The organism is Streptomyces ortus, from assembly GCF_026341275.1.
Taxonomy (GTDB): Bacteria; Actinomycetota; Actinomycetes; order Streptomycetales; family Streptomycetaceae; genus Streptomyces; species Streptomyces ortus.
In genome coordinates, this window is sequence record NZ_JAIFZO010000001.1 from 252,440 (window position 1) to 277,043 (window position 24,604).

1 protein-coding gene is annotated in these 24,604 nt (G+C 70.4%); it reads left to right on the forward strand.

Annotation, left to right across the window (positions count from 1 at the left end; genetic code table 11):
• Nucleotides 1–67 precede the first annotated feature (67 nt).
• The gene (locus K3769_RS01050) at nt 68–24,559 is read left to right on the forward strand and encodes a hypothetical protein (protein ID WP_267024495.1); all 24,492 of its coding nucleotides are present in this window, start codon (nt 68–70) and stop codon (nt 24,557–24,559) included.
• Nucleotides 24,560–24,604: the final 45 nt, after the last annotated feature.

Consider the following 24,604-nt stretch of genomic DNA (forward strand, 5'->3'; position numbering starts at 1 on the left):
GCTCCCGCGTCATGACGCAGGGAGCGGCCGCTTCGTCCTGCCCCGACGGCGCACCGGGCGGCCCCCGATGAGCATGATGGCGTCGCCCGAGGTCAACGCGATGCTCTTCATCCTCACCGGGGAGAAGCTCATCGACGCCGACGAGGACCTGGCCTTCGAGAGCCGCCGGCCCTACTCCGGTCTGGGCCGCAAACTCGACCGGGTGTCGTCCCTGATCGAGAAGTCGATCCACGACATCGCCGAGGTCATGCCCGACGACCTCTCCAAGTCGTACGCCAAGGCGATGGGCATGCTCATCGACGACGGCGGCAAGAACTATCTGCGCGAGTTCTCCGACCAGCTCGACAAGATCGCCGAGGGCCGCCGCAAGACCTCCATGGACATCATGGAGTCCAAGTGGCAGGTCATCGCCGAGGTCATCCGGCTGCTCATCGAGATCGCCATCTACCTGGCGATGTCCTTCTTCACCGGCGGCGCCTCGGCGAGCCAGATCATGATGGCCAAGCTGCGCAGCCGGTTCATGATCCTCACCACGCTCACCCATCTGCTCCAGCGGCTGCACCTGGCCCCCTCGCTGACCGAGGCGTTCGCCGAGGCGTTCACCACCTTCGCGGTGCGCCTCGCGATGATGAACTTCGCCCCGAACGGCCGCCGCCCCGACGGCTTCGACTGGAACGACATCCTCAAGTCCGCCGCCTTCGGTGCCGCGGCGGGCTTCTTCACCAGCATCTTCGACAAGTTCGCGAAGGACATCGTCAAGGCGTTCGACGGCAACTTCCTGAAGAACGGGCCGGATCTCAACTTCAAGAACAACCCGAACCTCAAGAACCCGCCGAAGCTCGACTTCGACAGCCCTCCGGCTCCCAAGCCGAAGCCCGACCCCGGTCCGGGTGCCGGCCCCGGTCCCGGTCCCAAGAACAACGGTCCGTCGGCCAACAGCCCCGGGCCGAACCCGAACCTGAACAGCCCCAACCTCACGAACAAGAACTCGTTCTCGTTCCGGTTCAACCCGAGCTCCTTCAAGAACAACACCAGCCTGTGGCGGAACAACCAGATCCTGAAGCACAACGCCGACCGGCCGGGCGCGCTCGCCGGGCACTACGGCCTCAAGGGCACCGCCGACTTCCTCGCCGCCGGCGCCGGTGAGGCGGTCGCGGAGATCCTGATCAAGGGTGCCTTCGACGGCGACTGGTCCACGAGCTGGTCGACGTTCGTCGGCGCCGGCCTCAGCAGCGCGGTCGAGGGCGGCCTGTCGTCCACCGCCATCAACAGTGGTGCCGAACTGCGCAACGCCATCGAGAAGTTGCGCAACCAGCCGCCCACCGTCTCCGCCGGCGGCGTCGACTCCGACACCCGGGACTCGGACGGCTCCACGCGCTCGCGCGGCGACTCCGACAGCGCGGACGGCCCCTCGGACACGGACACGTCGGGTTCCCCGGGCTCCTCGAACTCGTCGAGCTCCCTGAACGGCGGATCCCCCCGCACCTCACCGCCGGTCGTCTCGCAGCAGAACACCGGCACAGGCGACTTCACCGGGAACGACGCACCTCCGCCCTACTCGGTGGGCGAGCCACCCCCGTACCTCGACGTGAACCCGCCGGCGTACACGCCGGGTCCGATGCCCGTGACCGCCGCGGAGAACGAGCTGTGGCAGCAGGTCCACAACGGCTCCGCCGAGGTCCGTGAGCAGGCGCTGCGCGATCTCGCGGCGCTGCGCGGCTCCCCGCAGCCCGGCAGCACCGAGCTCGGCGTCCGCGACAACCTGCACAGCAACCTGTCGCAGCTGCCCGAGGTCCGGGTCGTCCCGGCCGGGAACGGCCCGGCCGCGCAGATCGACGCCGACGAGGTCCGCCGCACCCTCGACAGCTTCGGCACGCCGGTCACGGTGGACACCCCGCTCACCACTGCCGGCCCCGGCGGTTCCGAGACGCCGCAGAACAACCCGGAGGTGAATCCCGGGCAGGTGAACGGGGGGCCGGTCGCGTCCAACGGGGCCACCAACTTGCCTGGTACGGGAACGGGTACGGGTACGGGAACGGGCGCGGGTACGGGTACAAATACTGGCACTGGCACTGGTACGAGCACTGGTACCGGCACTGGCACCGGTACCGGTACGAATACGGGTGCTCGTACGGGTGGTGCGTCCGCCGGTGGAACCAACCAGACGTCCTCGAACTCCTCGAACTCCTCGAACCCTTCGAACTCCTCGACCTCCACGGGGGCACAGCCCGAGGGCACCCCGGACCCGGACGTCACGAACCCGGCGGACGGCTCGCAGACCACGACCGATGACGCCGACCAGACCTCGGAGACCCCCGTCTCCCAGGAGACGGTCAACTCCGCGCAGAATCCCGCTACTTCGGATTCCGCCCAGAACGCTCCCTCGCCGGAGACCGACACCGGTACCGGTACCGGTACCGGCAACGACACCGACACTGACACCGACACTGATACCGGAACTGACACCGTCACCCAAGGTGACACCAGCGCGCCGCCGCCGAAGGTGAACACCACCGGCTCGTACGCCGACACGGGCGACGTACGGGACCTCGACGGTCCGAGCGACGTGAAGGACGTGAAGGCAGGGCCGACCGCCGGCGCGAGCCCCGCGTCGACCAAGGCGCCGCCGTTGACGATCGTGGTCACGGAGGTGCCGCCGCCGGGGGAGGGGGCGCCCGAGGCGGCCGAGCTGCTGGACGGTGCCGGGGTCGACCGGGCCGTGGTGCTCGGACCCGCGGTCACACCGGACGGATCGAGCCGTCCGGTACGCGCCGCTGTCGAGCTGACCCGTGACGGGCCGAGCGCCCCGGTCCGGGTCCGCCCGCTCGCCGGGCTACCGCCCGCCATGACGACGAACGGCACCTCGAACACCTCGGACACCTCGGATAAAGCAGTCACTTCGGATACCTCCGACACCGACTTCCCCGGTGCCAACGTGCTGCTGCCGCTCGCCGACGCCTTCGGTCACACCCCCTCCACGTCCTCCGGCCCCGCCCCGCAGGCCGAGGTGAAGGTCGACAGCGACCCGGCCCCCGCCCCGGCCGCGCGTCCGAAGCTGGTCTCGGACGTGACGACGGGCCTGAACGGCAACGGGGTCGGTCCGACCTCCACGGACACCGGCGCCCCCGTCACGACCAAGCTCGCCGCCCTGTCGCGTCCCTGGACCGAGACGGCCACCGACCTGCACCTGGAGTCGGGCAACGGCGAAGTGACCGGCGGTCGGACCGACGGCCCCGGCGGCGGACGCGGCCCCGGTGACGGCGGCACCCCGCCGCCGCTCTCACCCGACACGTCACCCGAGACGTCGGACAGCAGCGCCGCGGCACCCCCGCTGGGGCGGTCCGTGGCGCCGCCGCCCAGCGGGCACATCGTCGTCCGGCCCACGGGCGGTCCTGTCGTCACCACCCTGGACGGCCACACCGTGCCCGTCGCCCAGCTGCGCCGCCTGGTGCCGGACTCGACGGTGAAGCCACAGCCGGGCCGAGCCGTCCAGACGGTGACCATCTCGCAGGGACCCGCCGAGGACGGTACGGCGCAGGCCGCGAGGCGTCGCGCGCTGCTCGGCCAGGACACCTTCCGCGGTGTGCGCACGACCTCGGTCTCCCCGACTCCGGAGACCGCCGCGGACCCGCCCGTGCGCCGTACCGTGTTCACCGGCCCGCCGACCGCACTGCCCGGTTCGGGCACCGAGCGCGGCGCCGACTACCTCGTGTGGCACGGCACCGCCCGTACCGTCACCCTCGGTACCGACGACGCGGCTCGCCCCACCGTGAAGATCAGCGGTGTGCAGCTCGGCGAGGTGCTCAACTCCTGGGCACAGGACGGCGACCTGGACCGGCCGCTGGTGCTGTTCTCCTGCGAGACCGGGCGGCAGCCCGAGATCGCGGGACTGCCGGTGGCACAGCACGTGGCGAACCGCACCGGGCGACAGGTGTACGCGCCGACCACGGAGGTGGGCACGGCGCTGGACGCGGACGGCAACGTCCGGGCGGTGCTCACCGAGGGCCAGGACGGCCCGGGAGGGTGGCGCCTGTTCACCCCGGAGCCCAGCGGCGCCGACCTGGACGCCCTGGCCCGCGACGCGGGTCTGCACGCGGGTCCTGGACCGGCCGACGCCTTCGCCGGGGCCCGTACCCTTCAGCAGATCCGTACCCTGCGCGGCGCGCTCGGTACCGATGCCGAACAGCGCCCGGAGAACCGGCAGTTGCTCGCCGGGCTCGCCTTCTTGGACAACCTGCGCTGGCTCAGCCAGGACACCGCGGCCCGCTACGGCGACGGCCGGATGACTCCGGACCTGCTGCGCCGGATGGCCGTCGACCGGCGGCGTGCCACGGGTGACACCGGCACCGACCCGGCGGCCGATCCCACCGTCGAGGAGTACACCGAACTCCTGCGCGCCGCGGCCGAGTTGCGGTCCACCGCCGGGCCCTCCACCACGCTCGACGCGCTGCTGCCCCCGCCGCCGCCCGCGCTCCCGCCCACCACCATGGTCTCGCCGGAGGACGTACGCGGTCTGTCCTACGCGCCCGCCGCGCAGATCACCTGGTCGCTCGCCGGTACCCCGCTGCCGCTGTCCGTGCTGAATCTGAGCCCCGAGGACACCGCCGAACTCGCCCGTCGCAGACCTGACCTGGCACCCACGCCGAGCCGTCCGGAGTCCCTCGCCGAGGACCTGGACCTCCTGAGCAAGAACAAGTCCAAGAACAAGCCCGGTTCGGTGGGCATCGTGCGCGCGAGCGGCCGCGTCTTCCGGCGACTGGACACCCCGGGCGGCGGCGACTGCCTCTTCCGGTCGGCCATCGACAGCGCGCGCAGCCGGCGGATCCCACCGGCGTGGGCCGCGCAGAACGTCGCCACGCTGCGTGGCCGACTGCGCGACCGGATCACCGGTTCCGAACTGGGCGACAACATGGCCCTCTCGATCCCCGACCCGGTGTTCTCCGTGGTCGACGACCTGCGGATGCGCGCCCTCGCCGGGGCGCGGGACGGGGCGGAGCGGACCCGGATCACTCAGGAGTGGAACCGGATCGCGCAGGACGTCGTCACCGGCGCCGACGCCGGCGAATGGCAGCGGATCATCGCGGAGAGCGACTACCCGCAGCTCGCAACCGTGGCGCCCACCCCCGCCGCCGCGCGGGACCTGGGAGCCCGGGGACTCGTCGCCGCGGCGGCCGAACTCTCCGGCCTGTGGGCGTCTCCCTTCGCGGACCTGCTTCCGGAGGCGCTGGCGCACACCCTGGACCTCGACCTGCGGCTCGTCCAGCCCGACCCGCGGTCGCCGGGGACCACCTTCGTCAACGTCATCAACCCGGGCGGTCAGGACGGCACCCTGCACCTGTCGTACAACGGCACCGACCACTTCGACGCGCTGATCCCGGCCTCCGCGCCGTTCACCTCCGTATCGGATCCGAACAGCACGAAGCCGGACGCGGACCCGACCAAGGAACCGGCCACGGAGGGGTCCGTCACGAAGGACCCGCTTGCCAAGGACCCGCTCGCCAAGGACCCCGACACCCAGGACTCGGGTGCCGACGGTGTCTTCGGGGAGTGGCTGCGGAGCATGGGCGGGGTCACCGACCTCGACACCCCCGCCCCCGAGACCCCCGAGCGGGGCGACCCGGTACCGCTGGAGACCCAGCTCGAACGGTACCGCCCGGCACGGCTGCTGACCGGTCCGGACGCCCGGCCGCCGGGTCCGGTACCGAAGACCGTCACCTTCGAGGACGGCAGCAGGCTGCCCACGGTCCTGATCGACCCGGATGCCGACCCGGGCGACGGCACACCGCCCGGCGCGACGACCGGGGCGACGCCGCCCGGGCGCCGGACCGGCCTCTTCACCGGCCTTGGCAAGACGACCCTCCGCTCGCCCGAGCAGGTGGCCGAGGAGATCCTCGGCAAACTGCCGGCGAAGCTGCGCGCCCAGTTCGACGAGGCGGAACTGCTGCGGCTGCTGACCCAGCAGCCCGACGCCTTCACCGCCCCGCGCGGCGCGCGCTTCGTCGGCCGGGAGAAGTCCGGGGTCGGCCATGAGATGACGGTCGAGGCCATCCCGTACCACCGGTGGGAGCGGTTCTCCAACATCGGCGGCGCCACCGTCCGGCTCGACACCATGCGGCGCGGCCAGGCGGGTACGGGCGGTGGGCGCAGCGTGGGCTTCGGGCGCCGGATCGCCGGTGGCATCAGCATGGGCCCGCCGCTCAACTGGCTGGTGAAGATCGGCTTCTCACTGGGCTGGACCCGCAGGACCGACTACGCGCAGGGCACCCAGGCGTACAACCAGACCGAGTGGCGCAACTGGGAGGGTTCGCACCTGCACCTGGACGACGTCCACTACCGGGTGCGGGTGCACCGCGTCACCGAGGCGCCGAAGACCACTCCGACGACCAGCACGAGCACCAGCACGGCCGCCACCACGACGACCACCGCGCCGCCGCAGCCCACTTGGCGGCGTACGCAGGTGCACACCGCCGAGTTCGCGATGCGCGACGGGCTGAGCTGGCGGCTGCCGGACGACCTCACCGTGCCCTACAAGGGGCCCCAGCGGGCACCGAAGACGCTCAGCTTCCCGGACGGCGTCGAGCCGCGGATGACCGACACCACCGGGCTGCATCTGATGGATCCCCCGGAGGACGTCGCCATCGCCCTCTCCGGCGCACGGCCCGGGAGTTCGGCACACCGCACCCTCGTCTCGTACGTCCGGCCGGGGCGGCTGCTCGCGCTGTTCGGCCGCTTCTCCGGACCGGTCACCGGGCCCGAGCTGACCCGGGGCAGCGGACAGCACCCGCTGGGGCACCTCATCGTGGAGCGCTCGGTGCCGCACCGGGCCACCCTGGTCACCGAGTCCGTCAAGGCGGAGCTGCGCGACCTCACGCAGACCACGTACCAGAACGACCGCGGGCACGTTCGTGACACCCGCCTGGGCATACAGGTCACCGCGGGGCCGAACTACACCGTCGCCGGCCCGGAGACCGACGTACGCTTCCAGGGCGGCCCCCTCGTCCGCGCGGACCTCTCCACCGGGCGCGGCCACTACCTCGGCGTCGACGCGGCCCGCAAGACCACCGGACGTATCCGTAACCACCCGGTCGCGCTCTACCGGGTGGAGCGCACCCTGATGGTGCGCAAGCCCGGCGAACCGCCGTCCGCCGCCCGGCCGGTGCGGGTGGTCAGCCTGGACTGGATCTCCACCCAGGACGCGCGCCGCCTCGCGGGCTGGGACAGCCGTACGCCCGGCCGGACGGGACCCAACCCGGACGCCGAGCCGCCGGTGCCGTGGTACCTCACCCGGGAGGACCCGGTCCACCTCAGCGGGCAGGTCCGGGCCGAGGGCTTCCGCCCGGTCACACCCCCGCAGACCCAGATCCAGACCCAGTCCGACTCCGGCCCCGAGTCCGGGACGACGCCTCCGGCGCAGCCCCAGGTGAAGCCGTCCGGCCAGGACCAGTCCACGAGCCAGGACCAGAGCCAGGACCAGTCCCAGACGCCGCCGCCCGCCCCCCAGGACCCCATGCACGCGTTCACGGACGCGGTCCTGGACACCCTGCATCAGTCGTACCCCTCGCTGTTCGTGCCGCCGTTCATGCTGCGGCATCCGCGCCTGGCCAAGTTCTGGTACGGCGACGGGCGGATGCGGACCGCGCTGCACAACGACCGCCAGGTGCGCGAGGCGCTGAACCGGCCCAGCCTGGCCCAGAGCCTGGACGACCTGTCCACCACGGGGGTGCCCGTCACCCTCACCGAGGACGGCAAGGTGCGCCGCGGCCACCACACGCTCGTGCTCAAGGCGCGCCTGACCGACCGGCGGTTCGAGACCACCATGAGCGAGCGGTCGCTGCGCAACGCGGTGATCGGCACCGAGGTCGCCGGCCAGGGGGAGCAGGCGGCCGTCACCCTGTCCGGCGGTGTCGAGCTGGGCGTCGGGCCGCGCGACCACGACAAGGTGCCCGAGGTGGGACTGCCGCGACAGGCCGGCAGCGTGGCCGTCGGCCTCCGGCACGGGCGGACCGAACAGAAGGCCACCAGGAACACGGTCGCGGTCGTCCACGACCACCTGATGTTCCAGAACGGCGCCGATCTCTACAGCTACCAGGTCGAACTGGGCGCCACCTTCGAGGGCCACCGCCGCCCGCGCGGCTGGGCGAGGCTCGCCTCGGTCGGTCTGCTCGGCGCGGGCTTCTTCGTCAGCAAGGTCGTGGAGCGGCCCCTGTTCACCCGGGGCAACGAGACCGTCGGCCGGGTGGAGCTGGCCGTACCGGCCGCACACGGCTCCGACCGTTACGCGCCCGCCGACCCGCCCCCGACCGGTACGGCACCCGCTACCTCGACCACGCCCGCCCCGACGCAGCTCTCCGCCGACGTGGCGGACCAACTCCTCGACGGCACCCGCCCGTTGACCGATGATGACTCGGCCGACCAGCAGCTCACCAAGAAACTGCTGCGCGCCCCGCACGTCGTGCTCAGCGCGGAGGGCGGCCCGCAGCGCCAGCAGCTCATGCAGGACACCGCCGACCGGGCATCGGGCACCTCCTGGCACGTCAGCGCACCCGGCGCCCCCGTGCGCACCGCGCTGCGCCGCGCGATGGCCAACCTCAGCGTGGCCGGACAACTCGGCCAATATCTCGGCCCGTTCGGCTCACGGATCGCCGGACTGAACGGCGCGGGACCGTTCAGGACCCACTACCTCAAGGGCGTGGTCCGCGGCGAACTGAGCAACTTCCGGGTCAGGAGCGACCCGAAGCCGGCCAGCTCCGAGACGACCGTCGGCAACGAACACCGCGTCAACGGCAGCGCGAGCACCGTCTCGCGCACCACCCTCGGCCTCCAGGGCGCCGACACACCCCTGCAGCAGGCCCCGGGCGGGCCCGCGGTGGTCGGCTCCTACTCGGGCGCCCTGCAGTACGCCTGGGGCAAGGGCCGCAGCGTCTCGCAGACCCTCACCCGGGGCCGCAACACCACCCTCACCTACGCGGGCCGGATGTACCTGGTGGTCGCCGACACCGCCGAGACCATCGCCGTACGGGACCGGTGGACGGCCGCGATGGGCGCGATCGGCACCCGGGCCGGGGCCGGCCTCAGCGCCGCGGCCGGACGCGTCTCCGACCGCCTGAGCAACAGCCTCACCCCGCGCCGGGCCGCCGCCGCCCTCCAGCGCATCCGCGACGCGGTGATGTTCCACCTGCCCATGCAGGACGTCATCGAGGCCGGCCTCGCCCCGGACGGCCTCGGCGACAAGACCCCGCACAACCTCGGCCGCGGCTACCGGGTGCCCCCCTACCTGCGCTTCCGCCGCTTCCCCACCCACCCGAGCGGCCAACTCGACGCAAGCGACGCAGCCCAGCAGCTCCTCCCGCAACTGGCGCGGATGGGGGTGCCCTCGCACGACCGGGAGCAGGTGCTCCAACGGCTCTCCCCGGACTTCCTCCAAGCGCATCTGCACGAGCTGACGACCGACGGAATGACCCTGCCGGTCCGCTACCGCACCTGGTCGAACCTCTTCCACCTGCCCGTCAACGGCAGCCCCGGACAGCTCCAGTTCAAACTGACACCGATCACCACCACCGTGGACCGGCTGCGCACCGGCTACGAACTGGAGGACTACCGCACCACCGCCCGCGACGACGCCGGGGGCACCTCACAGGACCGCGGCGCCGACGTGACGCTCAGCGCGGGCCAGCGCGCCGCCGAGGACGGCCTCCTCATCGCCAACCCCTCGCTCCAGGGCACCGCGGCCAAACAGCGGTCCAGCGTCCGGACCCAGACCGCCGGCACCACCGCGATGCCGAACATCGCCACCACCCAGGCGCACGCCGAGATCATCACCAGCTACGCCCTCACCATCACCATGACGGACTCCGCCGGGGACGCGCTCGCCCCCGGCGTCTCCGCCGTCCCCGTCGGCACGCTCAACGAGGTCCTGCCCGCCAGCCTCCTCACCCCGGACGGCGACGGGTCCGACGGCGCGATCACCGAGCAGGACGTCCCGGAACCCGAGCGCGCGGTACGCGTACTGACGGCCGCCCAGGCCCGCCCCGAAGGCATCGCCGCCTGGCGCACCTCCGCCGCCGGCGACCCCGGTGGCAGCCCCGACCCGGACGTGCTGCCCTTCGACGACCGGATCGGCTCCGGCATCCTCGCCGTGGACATCCGCGGCGCCGCCAACGTGCACGACGCCCTGACCATCGCCACCGCCCGCGCCGACGGCCTCGGCGACAGCGACCTCGGCCGACGGCACGCCGGCACCCACCTCGCGAGCCGCGTACGCATGGCCCACTTCACCTCCCTGACCGGCGTCGGCACCGCCCCCGGCCAGGCCCAGCAGGAGGCCACCGCGCAGGTCGGCCTGACGTCCGGCTTCCGCGAGGCGCTCGGCGCGGAGGGCACCTCCCTGCCCACGCAGTCCTCCTCCCACCTCATCGGCCAGTCGCACACCGCCGACTCCCGCCTCTACGCGAAGATGCACCGCCGTGGCGCCCGGCTGCTCGCCGTGGAGAACAAGCCCCGTATGGAGGCCATGCAGCGGGCGAAGACCTCCGACGCGTCGGAAGCCGGCATCACCGACAACGTCGAGGGCGCCATGGGCTCCGCGCCGCTGGCCGGAACCAGCAACGCCGGTGTCACCAACCCGGGCGCCACGGTCCCGATCGGCGGCACGAACGACGGCACCACCCTCAAGGGCACCACCGACACCACCCTCGGCACCCACAACAAGGTCCTCACCGACCGGAGCATGCTCTTCGCGATCCCGGTGAGCTGGCTCTCGGTGGCCGAGGTGGACCACCGGTTCACCGACAGCCGCCCGCTGCGCGCGCTCGGCAAGGCCAAGCGCGGGCCGCGCGCCGCCGAGGCCGAGACCACGGCCCTCGTCTGGCTGCGCGAGGACCTCGCCCATGACTACGGACTCCTGGACGAGACCTCGTTCACCGACGAGGTCCTCGCGGCCTGGGACAGCCAGGCCAAGGCCGCCGCCGACCTCGCCACGGCCGAGAAGAACTACTACGACGCCCGGGCGCGGTCCCGCGAGACCTGGCTGGACCTGAGCGACGAGGACCGGGCCGCGCTCGGCGACGACAACTCCGGCGAACCCACCGACCTGCCCCCGGACGTGCTCTACTCCCCGGCCGTCGCCGCCTGGCAGGCCGCCCGGGAGGAGGTCCACCGCTGGCAGTTGCGCACCGACGCCGCCGCCGAGGACCACCACCGGCTGCACCTCGCCGCCTCCCGCCTCACCGCCCACCACCAGGGCTCGGCAAGGGTCACGGTGCCGGACGCCCCGCAGACGTACACCGCGCCGGACTGGCCTTCCGAGGCACCCGCGCCGTTCACCGTCACCGACGCCACCGACTCCACGCCGCGCACCCTCACCTCCCCGGACGGCACCACGGTGCGCGAGGTGCACGACATGCCGCACGACGGCGCCTCGTTCTTCCACGCGCTGATCGCCACGGCCGAGGCACGGGGCCGCCTGCCGTACCTGCTCGGCGACGACCTCGCCGACCGGTTCACCAACGCCCCCGGCGACCCTGCGGTCACCGCGGAGGCCATCGGCGCCGCCCGTGACCGCCTCGCCTGGTCACTGGGCGACGACGGCAACCAGGACCTGCTCGACGCCCTCGCCCTGGACGCCGCGGACACCTTCACCCAGGCCGAACTCGACCTGGCGGGCGTGGTGTTCACGCCCACGCAACAGGCCGAGTTCGACGCGTTCGGCCGCCTCCCGCAGACCTACTGGCCGACCCCCGACCAGCGGGTGGCGCTCGCCACGATCGCCCTGTCCCGCCCGTTCGCGAGCGAGCCCCGCCAGGACACCGGCACGGAACCCGCCGCCGGCGAACCGGCACCGCCCGAGCGCCGCGCCGGCGACCACGGTGGCGCCGACCTGCTGCCCGCCCTCGCCGCCCGGGTCCTGGGCACCCCGCTCACCGTGGTGACCGGCGAGGGCCGCGACCAGCTGTTCCTCCCGCACGGCGTCGACCCGGCATCCGTCGACCCGGCCAACGACCCCGTCCTCTTCTCCTCGGACGGCTTCTTCCACGCCGCGCTTCCGACCGGCAGCCCGGCCCCGGTCGCCACCGCGCTGCCGCCGAACACGACCGGTTCGGATCCGACGACGGAGACCTCCACCGACGACACCACGCGCACCGCCCCCGAGCAGCCGCCCGCGCACCGCAGCCACACCATCGCGCCCTGGCTGCCGGCCGCCGACAGCACCGGCCCGCGCTACCGCCTGGACCGCGACGCCGTCCTCACCGCCCCCGACGGCGCCACCTACACCCAGGGCACGCCCACCGGCCGCGGCAACGGCTTCTTCGGCGCGCTCTCCACGGCCGTACTGCAGGCCTCGCAGCAGCCCGGCGTCATCGGTCCGGAGGTCGCGCGGCTGCGCAGGCGCGCCGCGATGTCGCCCGCCCAGCTGATGCGTCTGAACGGCTTGCCCGGGGACCCCACCACACACGCCACGCTCTTCACCCCGCCGCCGCTGCCCGCGGGCCGCCCCGGCGACCCCGCACCGTCCCGGCACGAGCGCGACGGCCATCTGCGCCGATACCTCGCCCAGGCACCGTGGGGTCCCGGGGCCGACCGCGCGGTGGCCGAGTGGGCCGCGGCGGCGACCGGTACGACCGTCACCCTGATCGAGGAGAACGGGACCGCGCACACCTACGCGGGCCCGTCCGGCGACAGCGGCCCGCACATCCGGCTCCGCCGCCGGGGCGGGGACTTCGTCCCGCTGACCCTGCACACCGCGGCGCCCCCGCAGACGACGCCCCAACCGAAGGACTCGAAGGCTCCCGAGACCAAGGGTTCGAAGGGCCCGGAGCCCAAGGACTCGAAGGGCCCCGCGGTCAAGGACTCGCCGACGCCGGAGGTCAAGGACTCGAAGGGCCCGAAGCTCAAGGACTCGAAGGGTCCCGAGGCCAAGGACTCGCAGACGCCCGAGGTCAAGGGCTCGCAGGAGGTGGCGCCGAAGGACCTGACGGCGCCCGTCGACACGGCTTCGCTGGACCCGCTCGTCCAGGAGGCGATCACCCACCCGCTGCCCCCGTCACCGACCGGCAGCGACCTCCCGGGCGTCGTGGAGGAGGAGGCGTACGAGCTGCACACGTTGTCCGGCAACGACACCGGCACCGACCTCCCCACGGACCCCGCGCCCGAACCGGCGCCGGAACCGACCCTGCGCCCCTTCAAGCTGGGGAACTTCGAGTTCACCAACCTCAACCAGACGGACCGGTACGTCGACAAGGCGGTCCGGATCATCGAGCTGCTCGACGAACACAGCACCATCAAGACCTACGTCGGCAACCGTCCCGTACGCATCACCCTGCACCTGCGCACGACGGAAACCCCCGCCGACGTACGCGACCTGGGTGACGACGGTGTCCAGATCAACCTCGCGAGCTACTACTTCGAGAAGTACGACACCGGCTACATCATGGGCATGCTGTCCCACGAGATCGGCCTGCACCCCCTCGCCACCCGCAACGCGGAGATCGCCGAGCAGGAGGAGGCGTACCAGGGGAGGCCCGTGCTGGTACCGGGACTGACCGACCTGAAGATTCCGCGCACCATGAACACCGACGGCGCGGGCCAGGCCGACCACATCATGGCCGCCTACCCGAAGACCATCCGGTACGCCACCTACCGCGACATCGTCATAGAGATGGCCAGGGTGCTCGCGCAGCGCGCGCGGGTCGGCGTGGCGGGAGCCAAGTCGCAGGACGTCACGGACCTGTTCGAGACCTACCTGATGGACCTCGCCTCCATCGCGGTCACCAACGACTACCGGATCAACGCGGTCAAGGAACCCAACTACACGGCGAGGGTCTACAACGCCTACAAGGACCTGCTGCGCGCAGAGTTGGCGGGGAACACCGCGCTTCTGGCGCTGCTGCCCTCGAACAAGACCCTGTTCGGCGTCGCACGGTCCTTCACCCAACTCGCCAGCAGCATCGCGACCAACAACCGGGGCGACAGCATCCAGCAGCCCGTGGCCGTTGCTCCGGAGCAGACCGCGGACAACACGGGCGAGGCACGCCCGAGACTGCCCCACGGTGCGGCGCAGACGCAGACGCAGACCCAGCCCCAGACCCAGCCCCAGACGTCCGACACGCCGCGGCCCAGGGGCTCGCGGGACACCCGTCCCCGGTTCGTGGTGCGGTCGGGCTTCGACGCCCGGCGGTTCTCGTACCAGGGTGAGCCGGTCACCGAGCTGACGGTCCGCGTCGCGCTGCGCGGTACGGACGAGCAGGTCAACCAGGTGTTCGCCCAGCTCAGGGCGGGGGTGGACGAGTTCCTGAACGACCCGGCCCACCGCCTCTTCAACGGCGACCGGCTGCACGTGACCGTCGAGCACGTCGACCTCCCGGAAGTCCCGCGTGCTCCGGGCGCCACCGATGCCCCGCACCTGACCGTGGACCTGGTGGGCCGGGACAAGGCGATGGACCAGATCACCTGGTGGACCGACGCGGCCCCGGTCCAGTTCGTGCACGAACTGACCCACCAGCTCGGGCTGCGGGACGAGTACCGGGATGCCGACTCCCCGCACCGACCCCACGTCCTCGGCAGCCTGCTGGGCGACCTCGACGCGGCGCCCGAGGACTCCTCGCTCGCCCCCGCCGGCTTGCGGGACCGGCATCTGGCCCTGCTCGGAGCGCTCATCGGCGAGGTGACCCCGGCGCCTCGGCAGAACGACGACCAGTCCGACCCTGCCGACCAGAGCTGGGCGGCGGCCCGGCAGAGTGCCACCCCGGAACCTCGCCAGGCCATCTGGGTGGACCCGGTGTCGCTGCCTCGGCCGGCCTCGGGTGAGACGGCGGTCACCGACGTCCCGGCGCGTACGCCGCAGGATCCGAATGCGGATGCGGATGCGGTGCCGACCCTGCGCCCCTTCAAGTTGGGGAATTTTGAGTTCACCAATTTGAATCAGACGGATCGGTATGTGGACAAGGCGGTGCGGATCGTCGAGTTGCTGGATGAGCACGGGACGATCAGGAGTTTTGTCGGTGGCCGTCCGGTGCGGATCACGCTGCATGTGCGGACGACGGAGACGCCTGCGGATGTGCGTGATCTGGGTGCTGCGGGTGTGGAGATCAATCTGGCGAGTTACTACTTCGAGAAGTACGACATCGGTTACATCATGGGGATGCTGTCCCATGAGATCGGTCTGCACCCTCTTGCCTCGGCGAATTCGAAGATTCCTGAGGAGGAGGAGCTGTATCAGGGCATGCCTCTAATGGTGCCGGGGCTGGAAACGCTGAGCACGCCGCGGTTTATGAATACGGAGGGTGCGGGTCAAGCGGATCATGTGATGGCGGCGTTCCCGCACACCATCCGGCACGGTATTTACCGCGACATCGTGCTGGAGATGGCCGAAGTGCTGGCCCGGCACGTACGAGTGGGTGTGGCGGGCGCTAAGCCCAAGGACGTCACGGATCTGATCGACACCTACCTCATGGATCTGGCGTCGATCGCGGTCACGAACGACTACCGGGCGCGGGCGATGAGGGATCCGGCATACACGGCGAGGGTCTACAACGCCTACAAGGCTCAGTTTGCTGAGCGCCTGGCTCAGGACAGTCCCGTACGTGCCCTGCTGCCTGCGGATAAGGGCAGGTTCGGTGTCCTGGCGGACTTCGCGGCGCTTGCCACGAGTGTGGGAACCAACAACCGCGGCGACAGCATTCAGCGGCCGGCTCCTCCGGAACCGACCGCGAGCGGCAATAGCGGTGAGGCGCGTCCCAGGCTGCCCCAGTCCGACACCGATGGCACACCCACGACGTCGGTCGAGTCGACTCCGACGCTCACCCCGTTCAAGTCGGGGAACTTCGAGTTCACGAACCTGAAGCACACGAACGAGGTGTACCGCGACAAGGCGGTCCGCATCATCGAGTTGCTTCGCAAGCACGACACGATCCGTGCCTACGTCGGCGGCCGTCCGGTCCGTATCACTCTGCATGTGCGTACGACCGAGACTCCCGCGGATGTCACGGACCGCGGGGACGCGGGCGTCGACATCAACCTCGCGAGCTACTACTTCGAGAAGTACGACATCGGTTACATCATGGGGATGCTGGCCCACGAGATCGGTTTGCACCCCCTCGCCTCCCGGGACACGAACATCCCCGACGAGGAGGAGATGTTCGCGGGCGTGCCGCTGACCGTTCCGGGCCTGGCCGATCTGAAGACGCCGCGCACGATGAGTACGGAGGGCGCTGGTCAGGCCGACCACATCATGGCCGCGTTCCCGAGCAGCACCCGGCACCGGATCTACCGGGACATCGTGCTCGGCATGGCCGATGACCTGGCGGAGGAGGTGCGAACGGGGGAGGAGGGCGCGAAGCCGAAGGACGTCACGGACCTCGTCGACACCTACTTGATGGATCTGGCGACGATCGCGCTCACCAATGACAAGCGCAAGGACGCGGCCTGGGAACCGCGTTACACGGCCAAGGTGTACAACGCGTACAAGGAGCAGTTCGCCGCACAGCTCGCGCCGGACAGTCCCGTTCGGGCGCTGCTCCCGGCCGACAAGAGCTGGTACAACGTCACGAGCAACTTCCTGGGCCTGGGCAGCAGCGTCGCGTTCAACAACCAGGGCGACAGCATCCAGACCGCCACTCCGATGCCGAGCAGCAGCACCGAGACCGGCGAAGCGCGCCCGAGGCTGACCGGGAGTGGCCCGGACGCAGCGCCGCAGACCCGGTCGACCGACGTGCCTCGTGTGGGAAGGGGGCGTGACAAGCGCCCGCGTTTCGTGGTGCGGTCGGGCTTCGACGCCCGGCGGTTCACCTACGACGGCGATCCGGTCACCGACCTCACGGTGCGTATCGCGATGCGCGGCGGCACGGACGGGCTGAACGCCCAGGTCTTCTCCCAACTGGGGGCGGGTGTCAGCGAGTTCTTGAACAGCCCCGGTCACCGGCTCCCGAACGGTGACGTGCTGCACGTGACGGTGGAACTGGTCGACCCCTCGCAGTCTCCGCACCTGACGGTGGACCTCACCGGCCGGGACCGGGCGATGGACCAGGTCTCGTGGTGGGCGGATGCCGATCCGGTGCAGCTGGTGCATGAGCTGAGCCATCAGTTGGGTCTGCGGGACGAGTACCGGGATGCCGATGCCCCGCAGCGTCCGCACATCGCGGGCAGTCTGCTCGGTGACCTGAACGCGGCTCCCGAGGACTCCTCGCTGGCTGCCGGTGGGCTGCGCGGTCGGCATCTGGCTCTGCTGGGTGCGCTGATCGGCGACCTGAGTCCCCAGCCCGAGCGGCCCTCGGAGCCAGGCGAGCAGGAGGACACGGAGAAGACCTGGGACGAGGTGCGCGAGAGCGCCGAAAAGGTGCGCCGCGAGGCGGTCTGGGTCGACCCGGTCTCTCTGCCGAGCACGACGAACGGTGCCGAGGACGCAGCGTCCACCGGGGTCCCGGCACACATGCTGCAGAACCAGAACCAGAACCAGACCCCGAACGCGGCACCTGGCACCGATGCCGCGCCCGCCCCCGGGCCCTTCGTGATGGAGAACTTCGAGTTCACCAACCTGAAGAGTTCGAACGAGCGGTACCGCGCCAAGGCGACCCGGGTCATCGAACTGCTGCGGGACCACCCGACGATCAGTGCCTACGTCGCCGACCGTCCCGTACGCATCACGCTGCACGTGCGGACGAACGAGCCTCCTGCGGACGTACGTGACCTGGGCGACGACGGCGTCCAGATCAACCTGGCCAGTTACTACTTCGAGAAGTACGACATCGGCTACGTCATGGGGATGCTGGCCCACGAGATCGGCCTGCACCCGCTCGCCTCCCGGGACACGAACATCCCTGATGAGGAGGAGATGTTCGCTGGGGTGCCGCTGGCCGTCCCGGGGTTGTCCCACCTGACACCGCCGCGCACCATGAACACGGTCGGTGCGGGCCAGGCCGACCACATCATGGCTGCCTACACCAGCAGCACCCGGCATGGGATCTACCGCGACATCGTGCTGAAGATGGCGGAGATGCTGGCGGAGTTCGCGCAGGCGCAGCTACCGGGAGCCAAGCTCCAGGACGCCACGGACGTGATCGACTCCTACCTCATGGACCTGGCCTCCATCGCGATCACCAGCGACCACCGCCTGCGGGCCGCGAAGGAACCGGGCAACACCGCCAGGGTCTACAACGAGTACAAGACGCTGTTCGCCGCGCGCATGGCCCCGAACAGCCCCGCCCGTGCGCTGCTGCCCCCCGACAAGGGAATGTTCGGAGTCGTGCGGGACTTCGCGACGCTGACCGCCAGTGTGGTCACCAACAATCGGGGCGACAGCATCCAGCCGCCCGCACCCGTACCCGCACCTGCCTCCGCTACCGAGTCAGCGTCCACCCCCGCGCCTCCGACCGCGGATGAGGCCCGGCCCCGGCTCCCGCAGGCGGAGGCCTGCGCTCAGCAGCCCGAACTGAGTGCCGAGAGGAGTGCCGAGAGGAGTGCCGAGGGGAGAGCCGAGCAAGCCCCGCCCGCCAAGGAGCCGATGCGCGGCACACGGGACACCCGTCCCCGGTTCGTGGTGCGGTCGGGCTTCGACGCCCGGCGGTTCTCGTACCAGGGTGAGCCGGTCACCGACCTCACGGTGCGTATCGCGATGCGCGGAGCGGCGGAGCAGACGCCGCGGGTGTTCGGGCAGCTCAGCGCCGGCGTCGCCGAGTTCCTGAACAGTCCCGGCTATCGGCTCCCCAACGGCGACCTGCTGAACGTGACCGTCGAGCTGGTCGATCCTTCGAAGTCCCCACATCTGACGGTGGATCTGGTGGGCCGGGACCGGGCGATGGACCAGGTCTCCTGGTGGGCGGATGCCGATCCGGTGCAGCTGGTGCATGAGCTGAGCCATCAGTTGGGTCTGCGGGACGAGTACCGGGATGCCGATGCCCCGCATCGTCCGCACATCGCGGGCAGTCTGCTCGGTGACCTGAACGCAGCCCCGGAAGACTCTTCGCTTGCTGCCGGTGGGCTGCGCGGTCGGCACCTGGCTCTGCTGGGTGCGCTGATCGGCGACGTGAGTCCCCAGCCCGAGCGGCCCTCGGAGCCGGGCGCGCAGGAGGACACGGAGAAGACCTGGGACGAGGTGCGCGAGAGCGCCGAGAAGGTGCGCCGCGAGGCGGTCTGGGTGGACCCGGTGTCCCTGCCCCGGCCGTCCACAGGTGAGACGGCGGTCACCGACGTCCCGGCGCGTACGCCGCAGGATCCGAATGCGGATGCGGATGCGGTGCCGACCCTGCGCCCCTTCAAGTTGGGGAATTTTGAGTTCACCAATTTGAATCAGACGGATCGGTATGTGGACAAGGCGGTGCGGATCGTCGAGTTGCTGGATGAGCACGGGACGATCAGGAGTTTTGTCGGTGGCCGTCCGGTGCGGATCACGCTGCATGTGCGGACGACGGAGACGCCTGCGGATGTGCGTGATCTGGGTGCTGCGGGTGTGGAGATCAATCTGGCGAGTTACTACTTCGAGAAGTACGACATCGGTTACATCATGGGGATGCTGTCCCATGAGATCGGTCTGCACCCTCTTGCCTCGGCGAATTCGAAGATTCCTGAGGAGGAGGAGCTGTATCAGGGCATGCCTCTAATGGTGCCGGGGCTGGAGACCTTGACGACACCGCGGTTTATGAATACGGAGGGTGCGGGTCAGGCGGATCATGTGATGGCGGCGTTCCCGCACACCATCCGGCACGGTATTTACCGCGACATCGTGCTGGAGATGGCCGAAGTGCTGGCCCGGCATGTGCGGGTGGGTGTGGCGGGTGCGAAGTCGAAGGACGTCACGGATCTGATCGACACCTACCTCATGGATCTGGCGTCGATCGCGGTCACGAACGACCATCGGGCGCGGGCGATGAGGGATCCGGCATACACAGCGAGGGTCTACAACGCCTACAAGGCTCAGTTTGCTGAGCGCTTGGCTCAGGACAGTCCGGTGCGTGCTCTGCTGCCATGGGACAAGGGCAGGTTCGGTGTCCTGGCGGATTTCGCGGCGCTTGCCACGAGTGTGGGAACCAATAACCGCGGCGACAGCATCCAGCGGCCGGCTCCTCCGGAACCGACCGCGAGCGGCAATACCGGTGAGGCGCGTCCCAGGCTGCCCCAGTCCGACACCGATGGCACACCGACGGCTGCGGCCCCGGCCTCGACGAGCGCCACCGCGGCCGAGCCGACCTCTACGCTCACCCCGTTCAAGTCGGGGAACTTCGAGTTCACGAACCTGAAGCACACGAACGAGGTGTACCGCGACAAGGCGGTCCGCATCATCGAGTTGCTTCGCAAGCACGACACGATCCGTGCCTATGTCGGCGGCCGTCCGGTCCGTATCACCCTCCACCTGCGGACGACGGAGACCCCGGCCGACGTGACGGACCGTGGCGAGGCGGGTGTCGACATCAATCTCGCGAGTTATTACTTCGAGAAGTACGACATCGGCTACGTCATGGGGATGCTGGCCCACGAGATCGGCCTGCACCCGCTCGCCTCCCGGGACACGAACATCCCCGACGAGGAGGAGATGTTCGCGGGCGTGCCGCTGACCGTTCCGGGCCTGGCCGATCTGAAGACGCCGCGCACGATGAGTACGGAGGGCGCTGGTCAGGCCGACCACATCATGGCGGCGTTCCCGAGCAGCACCCGGCACCGGATCTACCGGGACATCGTGCTCGGCATGGCCGATGACCTGGCGGAGGAGGTGCGAACGGGGGAGGAGGGCGCGAAGCCGAAGGACGTCACGGACCTCGTCGACACCTACTTGATGGATCTGGCGACGATCGCGCTCACCAATGACAAGCGCAAGGACGCGGCCTGGGAACCGCGTTACACGGCCAAGGTCTACAACGCGTACAAGGAGCAGTTCGCCGCACAGCTCGCGCCGGACAGTCCCGTTCGGGCGCTGCTCCCGGCCGACAAGAGCTGGTACAACGTCACGAGCAACTTCCTGGGCCTGGGCAGCAGCGTCGCGTTCAACAACCAGGGCGACAGCATCCAGACCGCCACTCCGATGCCCGGCAGTAGTGATGCCGACGAGACACGTCCGCGACTTGCACCGGGCGGCACGGAGCCCAAGTCGCAGAACGGGCCGCAGAACGGGTCGTCCGACTCCACGCCGTCGAGGGGGCCGCGTGCCAGTCGGCCGCGTGACAAGCGTCCTCGCTTCGTCGTGCGGTCCGATTTCGATGCGCGGCGGTTCACCTACGACGGCGATCCGGTCACCGACCTCACGGTGCGTATCGCGATGCGCGGTGGCAAGGACGGTCAGAACGCCCACGCCCACGCCTTCGCCCAACTCCGCGACGGAGTGCACGAGTTCCTCAACAACCCCGGCCACCGACTTCCCAACGGCGACCTCCTGCACGTAACCGTCGAGCTGGTCGATCCTTCGCAGTCCCCGCACCTGACGGTGGATCTGGTGGGCCGGGATCGGGCGATGGACCAGGTCACGTGGTGGGCGGACGCCACCCCCCTTCAGGTGGTGCATGAGCTGACCCATCAGCTCGGTCTGCGCGACGAGTACCGGGATGCCGATGCCCCGCATCGTCCGCACATCGCGGGCAGTCTGCTCGGTGACCTGAACGCGGCTCCCGAGGACTCCTCGCTGGCCGCCGGTGGGCTGCGCGGTCGGCACCTGGCCCTGCTGGGTGCGCTGATCGGGGACGTGAGTCCCCAGCCCAAGCGGCCTTCGGAGCCGGGCGCGCAGGAGGACACGGAGAAGACCTGGGACGAGGTGCGCGAGAGCGCCGAGAAGGTGCGCCGCGAGGCGGTCTGGGTGGACCCGGTGTCGTTGCCCAGGCCGTCCACGGGTGAGACGGCGGTCACCGACGTCCCGGCCCGTATGCAGCAGGACCCGGACATGCAGCAGGACCCGGACGGGCCGCCGGCCACCACCGCCACCGCTGCTGCCCCTGCGACCGCCGAACCCACCCTGACCCCCTTCAGGTCCGGCAAGTTCGAGTTCACCAACCTGAAGCACACGGAGGAGAAGTACCGGGACAAGGCTGTCCGCGTCATCGAACTGCTGCGGGACCACCCGACGATCCGTGACTACGTCGGCGACCGCCCCGTCCGTATCACCCTGCACGTGCGGACGACGGAGACCCCGGCGGACGTACGCGACCTGGGCGACGCCGGTGTCCAGATCAACCTCGCGAGCTACTACTTCGAGAAGTACGACATCGGTTACATCATGGGGATGCTGGCCCACGAGATCGGTCTGCACCCGCTCGCCTCCCGGAACCGGGACATCCCCGACGAGGAGGCGATGTTCCGAGGCATCCCCCTGCCCGTGCCAGGGCTGGGCGACCTGCGGACCCCGCGCACGATGAACACCGACAGCGCGGGTCAGGCCGACCACATCATGGCCGCGTTCCCCAGCAGCACCCGGCACGGGATCTACCGGGACATCGTGCTGAAGATGGCCGACATGCTGGCCGAGGCCGCGCAGGCCGGTGTGGAGGGCGCCAAGGCCAAGGACGTCACGGACCTGATCGACACCTACCTCATGGACCTCGCCTCCATCGCGATCACCAGCGACTACCGGATGAACGCGGCCAAGGAACCCGGTAACACGGCCAAGGTCTACAACGCGTACAAGGAACTGTTCGCCGCGCGCATGGCCCCGGACAGCCCCGCCCGTGGCCTGCTCCCCGCCGACAAGGGAATGTTCGGAGTCGTACGGGACTTCACCACGCTGGCCGCCAGCCTCGCGACCAACAACCGCGGTGACAGCATCCAGCGGCCCCTCCCGACGGGCGAGGCGCGCCCCCGGCTCCCGCAGGCCGCCGTCGGCGCGCAGCGGATCCAGGACAGCATCGAACAAGCTCTGGCCGGTACACCCGCTACACCCGCTACACCCGCTACACCCGCTATACCCGCTACACCGCAGAGCACTGAGGGAGCGCTGGTCGGGCCGCCGCGGTTGGCGGGTCCGCGCGACAGCCGGCCGCGGTTCGTGGTGCGGTCGGGCTTCGACGTCCGGCGGCTCCCGTACCAGGGCGAACAGGTCACGGACCTCACGGTTCGCGTCCTGATGCGCGGTACGGACTCGCAGGTGGCGCACGCCTTCGAGCAACTCTCCGCCGGAGTGCACGAGTTCCTCAACGGGCCCGAGTACCGGCTGCCGAACGGTGACCTGCTGCACGTAACCGTCGAGCCTGTCGCCGCCTCGGAGTCTCCGCATCTGACGGTGGATCTGGTGGGCCGGGACCGGGCGATGGATCAGGTCACGTGGTGGGCGGATGCCGACCCCATTCAGCTGGTGCACGAACTGACCCATCAGCTGGGTCTGCGGGACGAGTACCGGGATGCCGACTCCCCGCATCGCCCGCACATCGCGGGCAGTCTGCTCGGTGACCTGAACGCGGCTCCCGAGGACTCCTCGCTGGCCGCCGGTGGGCTCCGCGAGCGGCACCTGGCCCTGCTGAGCGCGCTGATCGGCGACGTGAGTCCCCAGCCCGAGCGGCCTCGACCGGGCGAGCAGGACATCGCACAGACCTGGGACGAGGCACGCAAGGGGATCGACGGGATCCTCCGCGAGGCGGTCTGGGTGGACCCGGTCTCCCTGCCCCGCCCGGCCGACGGCACCGACCTCGCCGATCCCACCGACCTCACCGATTCCACCGACGGCACTGACGGAACCGACGGCACCGGCCGGTCGGGGGGCACCGAAGTTCCGGCCCGTATGCAGCAGGACCCGAGCACGGCGCCGGCGGCCCCACCGGCCACGCCCCTCTACGCCCCCTTCTCCTCGGGGAAGTTCGAGTTCACCAACCTGAAGCACACGAACGAGAGATACCGCGACAAGGCGATCCGCATCATCGACCTGCTCCGCAAGCACGACACCATCAAGGAGTACGTCGGTGACCGTCGCGTCCGTATCACCCTGCACGTGCGGACGACGGAGACCCCGGCCGACGTGACGGACCGCGGTGACGCCGGTGTCGACATCAACCTGGCCAGCTACTACTTCGAGAAGTACGGCATCGGCCACATCATGGGCATGCTCGCCCACGAGATCGGTCTGCACCCGCTCGCCTCCCGGAACCGGGACATCCCCGACGAGGAGGAGATGTTCCAACGAGTCCCGCTGGCGGTACCGGGGCTGGGGGATCTGACGACGCCGCGCACCATGAGTACCGAGGGCGCGGGCCAGGCCGACCACATCATGGCCGCCTACCCCAGCAGCACCAGGCACCGGATCTACCGCGACATCGTCCTGCAAATGGCCCGGGTCCTGGCGGAGGACGCCCGCGTGGGCGAGGACGGGGCCCAGGCCCAGGACGTCACGGACCTGATCGACTGCTATCTGATGGACCTTGCCTCCATCGCGCTCACCAACGACTACCGGATGAACGCGGCGAAGGAGCCCAACTACACGGCGAGGGTCTACAACGCCTACAAGGAGATGCTTCTGGCCCGGCTGACCGACGACGCCGCCGTCCGGGCCCTCCTGCCGTCGAACAAGACCATGTTCGGCGTGATGAACGACTTCCGGCGCATCGGCACGTACATCGCGATCGGCAACAGCGGCGACAGCATCCAGCAGGCCGACACGACCTGAGCGCGTCGCCTGCCGCCATTGGCTCCGCCGGGGCCGGGGCCGGGT